At 67.8% G+C, this 6,482-nt stretch carries 8 protein-coding genes and 2 pseudogenes; 4 read left to right on the forward strand and 6 right to left on the reverse strand.

The features are described from left to right. Positions 1-667 (reverse strand): polysaccharide deacetylase family protein (locus A5706_RS08255; protein ID WP_068128980.1); only part of this gene is annotated, 667 nt, incomplete at its 3' end. Positions 668-722: 55 nt separating this feature from the next. Further along, a pseudogene (locus A5706_RS08260) lies at positions 723-1,064 on the reverse strand (class II aldolase/adducin family protein); the annotation flags it as partial. On the opposite strand from A5706_RS08260, the gene A5706_RS32110 reads away from it, so the two are divergent. Next, positions 1,061-1,216 (forward strand): hypothetical protein, encoded by a 156-nt coding sequence (locus A5706_RS32110; RefSeq protein WP_231985126.1) that lies wholly within the window; start codon positions 1,061-1,063, stop codon positions 1,214-1,216. The pseudogene A5706_RS08260 and the gene A5706_RS32110 sit on opposite strands and share 4 nt — an antisense overlap. Here the strand turns inward: A5706_RS32110 and A5706_RS08265 are convergent. Further along, the gene (locus A5706_RS08265; protein WP_068128981.1) at positions 1,203-1,850 is read right to left on the reverse strand and encodes a TetR/AcrR family transcriptional regulator; all 648 of its coding nucleotides are present in this window, start codon (positions 1,848-1,850) and stop codon (positions 1,203-1,205) included. The genes A5706_RS32110 and A5706_RS08265 overlap by 14 nt on opposite strands. Before the next feature lie 209 nt (positions 1,851-2,059). Here A5706_RS08265 and A5706_RS08270 point away from each other — a divergent pair, with 209 nt between their 5' ends. From A5706_RS08270 to A5706_RS08280, 3 genes are all read left to right on the forward strand, one after another. Further along, a complete protein-coding gene (locus A5706_RS08270) occupies positions 2,060-2,749 on the forward strand; it encodes a polysaccharide deacetylase family protein (protein WP_068128983.1) in 690 nt (229 codons plus the stop codon). Positions 2,750-2,849: 100 nt separating this feature from the next. Next, the gene (locus A5706_RS08275) at positions 2,850-3,131 is read left to right on the forward strand and encodes a DUF1876 domain-containing protein (protein WP_068128985.1); all 282 of its coding nucleotides are present in this window, start codon (positions 2,850-2,852) and stop codon (positions 3,129-3,131) included. A 23-nt stretch (positions 3,132-3,154) separates the two neighbouring features. Further along, on the forward strand, positions 3,155-3,958 hold the full coding sequence (locus A5706_RS08280) for a sigma 54 modulation/S30EA ribosomal C-terminal domain-containing protein (RefSeq protein WP_068128987.1): 804 nt from the start codon (positions 3,155-3,157) through the stop codon (positions 3,956-3,958). A gap of 15 nt (positions 3,959-3,973) precedes the next feature. On the opposite strand, the pseudogene A5706_RS08285 reads toward A5706_RS08280, so the two are convergent. The 3 genes and pseudogenes from A5706_RS08285 to A5706_RS08295 all read right to left on the reverse strand — a co-directional run. Further along, positions 3,974-4,624, reverse strand: a pseudogene (locus A5706_RS08285) (dienelactone hydrolase family protein); the annotation flags it as partial. A 16-nt stretch (positions 4,625-4,640) separates the two neighbouring features. Then, positions 4,641-5,765, reverse strand: coding sequence for a hypothetical protein (locus tag A5706_RS08290; protein ID WP_068128988.1), 1,125 nt, complete (start codon positions 5,763-5,765; stop codon positions 4,641-4,643). Positions 5,766-5,921: 156 nt separating this feature from the next. Next, positions 5,922-6,482, reverse strand: a 561-nt coding sequence (locus A5706_RS08295) for a universal stress protein (protein ID WP_068128989.1), incomplete at its 5' end; no start/stop codon positions are given.

Below are 6,482 nucleotides of genomic sequence, written 5' to 3' on the forward strand. Positions count from 1 at the left end.
ACTTGACGATCTGGTCTTCGGAGAGCAGCGCGGAATCCCGTAGGTCCCCGGACCACAGCGTGGGCACCTGGTAGCCCAGATCGGCGGCCACCGCATCCACCACGGCGTTGTGGTGGCCGTAGGGCGGCCGAAAGTACGGGGTGGCGTCCACGCCGTAGGTGTTGCGCAGGAGTTGGTCGGTGCGACCCAGTTCGTCGGCCACCTGGTTCGGCGTGAGCTTCGTCAGGTCCGGATGCGACCAGGTGTGGTTGGCCAGCTGGATCTGTCCGGATTCGACGAGCGGGCGAAGCACCGCGGTGTTGTCGGTCCACGACCGATAGCAGCCGGTGACGAAATAGGTGAGCCGCACGCCGGTGTCCCTGGCGAATTCGGTGTAGAGCCGGACCACATCGGTATCGACGCCGTCGTCGACCGTCCAGGCCAGCAGGTCACCATCGCCGGGAAGCTTGGTCAGTACCGCGCCGCCAGGCAGCGTGACTCGCGCTGCCCGGTCGGGGGGCGACAGCAGCGGCGGCAGGGCCGGGGCGGCGGGGGTCGGCGCGGGTCCCGGGACCTCGGCGCGCGCGACCGTCTCCTTGGGCCCGCCGTCCGAGCACCACGAGATCCCGGTGACCGCAACCGTTGCGGCCACCGCGACCAGGAAGCGCCTCCGGTCCAGTTCGCTCACGTCGGCCAGGTTAAGCCCGCCGCCGCCGCTACCCGCGTAGGGCGCGCGCCCGATATCAACCTGTGACTTCGCCCAACCGCGCGATCTCGTGTCGCCAGGCCGCGTCGGTGTGCAAGCCCAGGCCCAGGTCCGGGAGGTCGTCCCAGTCGGCGTCGCCGATGTCGCGCTGCGTGCCGCCGACCGCACGCACTCGCAACGCCATCCGTGCCAGGGAGTCAAGGTTGATCGCCTGCAGCACCGCCTGTTGAATTGTGTTGGCGGCGCTGGTGATCCCGTGGCCGCGCAGGATCACCACCGGCCGGCCGCGCATGGCCGCCACCATTTCCTTGCCCAGCTTGGAGTTTCGGATCAGCACCGCGCCTGCTGGCCGGCCTTCGGGTGCATTCCGCGCGGATGGCCGAAAACCTGCGCTTGGCAGACGTTTACGGCGAGCAGCGCGCGATCGCGGAGCTGGCGGGCAAGGCCCCGTCGGCAACCTACTTCGGTGCCGCCGACCGTCTGATTGACCAGAGCCTGGACCGCGCCGCGCGGGCCCTCAAAAACCGCTAGTGGCCAACGCCTCGGCGTCGGCCTTGTAAATGCTGGCCATCCAGATGTGCACCAGCATGTCGATCACGCGGTCCTCGGGTATCGCCGGCTCCTCGGCGGTGAACGTCGCGGCCATCACCCGCTCGCTCAACATGTTCAGCGCGACGGACAGATCCTCGGCGGGGTAGGTGTCGGGGGCGGCGCCGCGGCGGCGCTCGGCCTTGATCGCCGCCGTGGTGTGCGAGATCCACTTCTGCATGAGCGTCGACCACAGCTGCCGGACCTCGGGGTTGGTGGCCTTCGCCGCGGCGCCCGCCACGGCGACCGCCCGGTGCGAGCCCAACACCTCGAAGAACGCCTCGATCCGCGCCCGCCACAGCGCCGCGGGGTCACGGAACAGCTTGCCGCCCAACGCCGTAAGCGCCGCGTGCGCCTTGCCGTTCATCTGGTCCAACAGCGACAGCAACACGGCGTTCTTCGACTGGAAATAAAAGTAGAAGGTGGGACGGGAAATGCCCGCACCCTTCGCCAGATCGTCGACGGAGAAGTCGGCCAGCGGCCGCTCCTGCAGGAGGCGCTCCGCGGTGGCCAGGATGGCTTGCTCGCGGTCATCGCCCGAATGATGCGACGGACGGCGGCCGCGGGAGGCGTGCATCTACTCGGCCTGCGCGAGGTCGTCCACGAAAGTTACTTTATGGACGCGTCGATATAAGTCAACGAATTGTTGATTACAACCAACAATATTGTCGATTAATATCGACGGTTTGTTTATCGACGAATTTGCTGAATGGTCGGCAGCCCGTCGAAAACTGTTTCACGCCCGTGCCGTGATTGCGCCGATGCCCGCGGGGTACCACTGGCTGCATGCCCTACATCGATCGGCGCGCGCTGTTGTGTGCCATTGCCGGGGGCGTGCTGGCCGCCACGACGCGTCCTCCGGTGGCCGCCGCAGGGGTGCTTACCCGGGCACCCGGCGAGGACAACCGCTTAGTGCTCACCGTCGACGACGGTGCCAGCAGCCCGGTGGTGGCCGCGTTCGCGCAATTCGCCCGAGACAGCGGAACCCGACTCACCTTTTTCGTCAACGGGGCCAATCCGTCCTGGTCGGACAATGCAGCGGCGCTTCGGCCCCTGCTCGATTCCGGTCAGGTTCAAATGGCCAACCACACGTGGTCGCACCCGAACCTCAATCGCATGGCGCTCACCGCCGTCGACGACCAGATCAGGCGCAACGCCGACTTCCTTCGGAACACCTACGGTACGGACGGCACACCGTTTTTCCGGCCGCCGTTCGGGGCGCACAACGCCGACGTCGACCGGGTGGCCGCCGACCAGGGCTACACCTCGATCACCCTTTGGAGCGGCGACGTCGGCGACTCCGCGCCCGAGAACGAAGCGAGCCTGCTGGCCCGCGCGACGAAGTCGTTCCAGCCGGGGCAGATCGTGCTGATGCACGCCAACCTGCCCACCATCACGCACTGCTACGGCCAACTGCTGGACCTCATCCACAGCCGCAACCTGCAGACCGCCACTCTCCGAGAGGTGTTCGCCTGACCGCGAATGCGCGCAGTGGTGACTTTCGCCCCTACTTCGCGGCGTTCGACGGTGGTCGCATCTAGGTGGGCTAATACCCGGCAAGACAAGGAGACTGGCGATGACCGGCAAGGCTGACGGCACCAAGACCTGCCAAATCGACCTGGTGGTCGAGGAGCGCGAAGAGCGCACCCGGGCGAAGGCTCGGCTGGCCTGGGCGGGCAGGAAGTTCGTCGGTGTAGGTCTGGCGCGGCTGGATCCGGCCGACCAACCGGTCGCCCGGATCGGCGACGAGCTGGCCATCGCCCGCGCGCTATCCGATCTGTCGAATCAGCTGTTGGCCCTGACGTCAACCGACATCCAGGCCAGCACCCACGAACCCGTCACTGGTCTGCACCGCTGACGCGCGACCGGAGAAAGCGAATCATGGCAAAGACAAACGATTTACCAGCCGTCCTCGACGTCGAGGTGACGACCCACGGGCGGCTGCCCGGTGCCGCGGAGTACGCGCGCAAAAAGGTCGGCGAGCTCGGGCGACTCGCCCACGCACCGGTGCTGCACGCCCGGGTTCGGTTGACACAGCACGGCGATCCCGCGGTCACCCGGCGGGTGGTCGCGCAGGCCAATCTGGACGTCAACGGCCGGCCGGTCCGTGCGCAGGTCGACGGTGTCACGGCCGCCGAGGCGATCGATCGGCTCGAGGCGCGGCTGCGCCGGCGGCTGGAACGCGGCGCGGAACACTGGGATGCCAGGCGAGGGCGCCTTCCCCGGAACGACCCGAACGAATGGCGGCATCAGTCGGAGCCCACCCACCGGCCGGACTACTTCCCCAGGCCCGAAGGCGAACGGCGCGTCGTGCGGCACAAGGCGTACAGCCTGCCCACCTGCACCGTCGACGAGGCCGCGCTCGAGATGGAGCTGCTCGACTACGACTTCCACCTCTTCACCGAGGTGGGCACCAACCAGGACAGCGTGCTGTATCGCCAGGGCCCGGCGGAATACCGCCTGGCACAAGTCAATCCGGAGCTCGCCGACGCGCTGGCTGCGTTCCAGATGCCGCTGACCATCAGCCCGCAGCCGGCGCCGCGGCTCACCGTCGAGGAGGCGATCGAGCGGATCGGGTTGCTCGGGCTGCCGTTCCTGTTCTTCGTCGACGCCGCCGTCGACCGCGGCAGCGTAATCTACCACCGCTACGACGGGCACTACGGGCTGATTACGCCCGCGGGCTGAGCGCTGCCCGAGCCCCTAAACGTTCGCTGTTAGGTGGCCGGTAAACCAGTCGCGCGCCAGCACGGCTACTTGCTCGAGCGCACCAGGTTCCTCGAACACGTGGGTGGCGCCCGAGACGACGGCGACCTGACACTCGGCCGGGATCAACGCTTGCGCCAGCCGGTTTAGCTTGAGGACCGCCTCGTCGCGGCCGCCCACAATCAGCAGGGTCGGGGAACGCACGCCGCGCAACGACTCCCCGGCGAGGTCGGGTCGCCCGCCTCGGGAGACGACCGCCGCCACCTTGACACCGGGATGTGCGGCCGCGACCAGGGCAGCACCCGCACCCGTGCTGGCACCGAAATAGCCGACGGGCAGTGACGCGGTGTCGGGTTGGGCGGCCAGCCAGCCCGTGACATCGACCAATCGGCCGGCGAGCAATCCGATGTCGAAGACGTTGGTGCGGTTGCGCTCTTCGTGGGGCGTCAGCAGATCGAAAAGCACGGTGGCGAACCCGGCCCTGTTGAGGACTTCGGCGACAAATCGATTGCGCGGGCTGTGCCGGCTGCTTCCGCTGCCGTGCGCGAAAACGACGACACCCGTTGGGCGTTCAGGGATCGTCAGGCGTCCAGCCAACGAGACCTGACCAGAGGTCACCTGGATCTCTTCGTCGCGCAGCGACGGCTGCGGTGCCCGAAAAACGTTACGCACCACGGCGATTGGCCGTGCCAGCCGCGGCGTATCGCAGCAACGCGCCGATCCCGTCCGCGGGTGCAATCCGGTTGTCGGCGCGTACCAGGGACGCACCCACCGCGATCGCGGCAAACGGCAACGCCTCATCGGCCCGTGCCACACGTTCCACCGGTTCGCCAAAGTCGGACAGCGCGTCGGCGTCGGGCGCGACCATGGTGAGCGCCTTGCCGGTAACGACGGTCGCGTCGCCGAGCTCGCCGACGAACAAGGTGTCGACGTCGCCCTCGCGGAGAGCCGCGCAAACGGCGCGGATGCCCTGGGCCGCCAAGCCCGAGCCGCGTCCCATTTCGGCTTCAAACTGGTTCGCGATCTCCGTCATCTGGATGCCACGGCGCCGGTCGAACTCGGCTGCCGTCAGCCGGCGGATCTGTTCTTCATCGATACCGCTCTTGCGGGATCCGGCGTGTAGCTCCGACACCCGACGTGCCGCGCGTCGGGGCAATTCGGCGACCACGCCCGCACGCGAACGGACCTCGCCGCACACGAACACCACCTCCGGGTCCGCCTCGTCCACCAGCCGGGTGATCTCGTCGGCAACCGCGCGGCAGTTCATCCGGAGGGCTTCCTCGGTTGTGTGCTGAAAGTCGCCGTAGCCGTTGAAGCCGGCAGTCGCCGGCTTATGCACCGGATACCCACCGCCGTCGACGCTTGTAGAGCTGGCAGCGCCGCCCTGAAACAGCGTGACGTCGGCGCCGGCGTGGTCAACCGCAGCGAACACGTAGGTCGGACGGTGCATCCCGAAATCGAGCAACGGCATCACGTACGGGTAGTCCGACAGGCGAACGACCATCGCCGGTGGTGGTTCGGTCAGCGGCTCGTTGATCAGCACCTGACCGCCGGTAGCGATCACCGCACGGCCGCGCCGGCCGACCGCCGGTCGATGGTTCAGCACGGCCTTCTCCAGCGTGCCGAGGACTTCCGCGTCCGCGCCGAGCTTCTCGAGATCCCTGCGGATATCGACCCATCTCGCTTCGAGCTGCTCACCCGCGTCAGCGGTGTCGTGTGAGTCGTCGAAGTAGACCGAGGCAAACGGGCCTTCCGCGTTTGCCAGCCACCTGAGGCGATCTGATCGCATGCCGTCCCTCTCCGCCGTCGCGCCGTTGACGATGGCAACCGTATGGAAGACGAACGTGCCGGCGGGAGGGTCGTTAGCCCCCGAATTCGGGCCTTAGGTCACCGCGGTGCGATTGCGGGCTTGTCGCGCGGGGCCAAGGATTTGGCGAACACCGCATCAGCACTGGCGGGCGACGATCACCGGAATGCGGGCCGCATGCGCGACGGCGGCGCTGACCGACCCGAGCAGCATTCCGGCGTATCCGCCCCGGCCGTGGCTGCCGACCACGACGAGTTGGGCGGACTCGGATTCGTCCAGTAGATGGCGGGCTGGGCGGTCAAACACCAGGCGGCGGTGAACGGTGACGTCGGGATAGCGTTCCTGCCAACCGGCCAGGCGTTCGGCCAGGATTTCCGCCGCCCGCGATTGCAGGACAGACCAGTGCTTGCTCAGCACTCCCGAGCTGTCTGAGTCGGTCCAGGCGTGTACGGCCAGCAGGTCCACACCCCGGAACGAGGCCTCGTCGAACGCGATCGCGGTGGCCGGTTCCGACGCCGGCGAACCGTCAATGCCGACCAGCACCGGCAAGGGCGACGGTCCCAGCAGATTCGGGGCTTCGTCGTGGATCACCGCGACAGGGCAGTGGGCATGATGAATCAACCCGGTGCTGACCGAGCCGAGCACCGCACGATGGAACGTGTCTTGTCCGCGGCAGCCGACCACCACCATGTGCGCCCC

It is taken from the genome of Mycobacterium sp. E796 (assembly GCF_001672815.1).
Taxonomy (GTDB): Bacteria; Actinomycetota; Actinomycetes; order Mycobacteriales; family Mycobacteriaceae; genus Mycobacterium.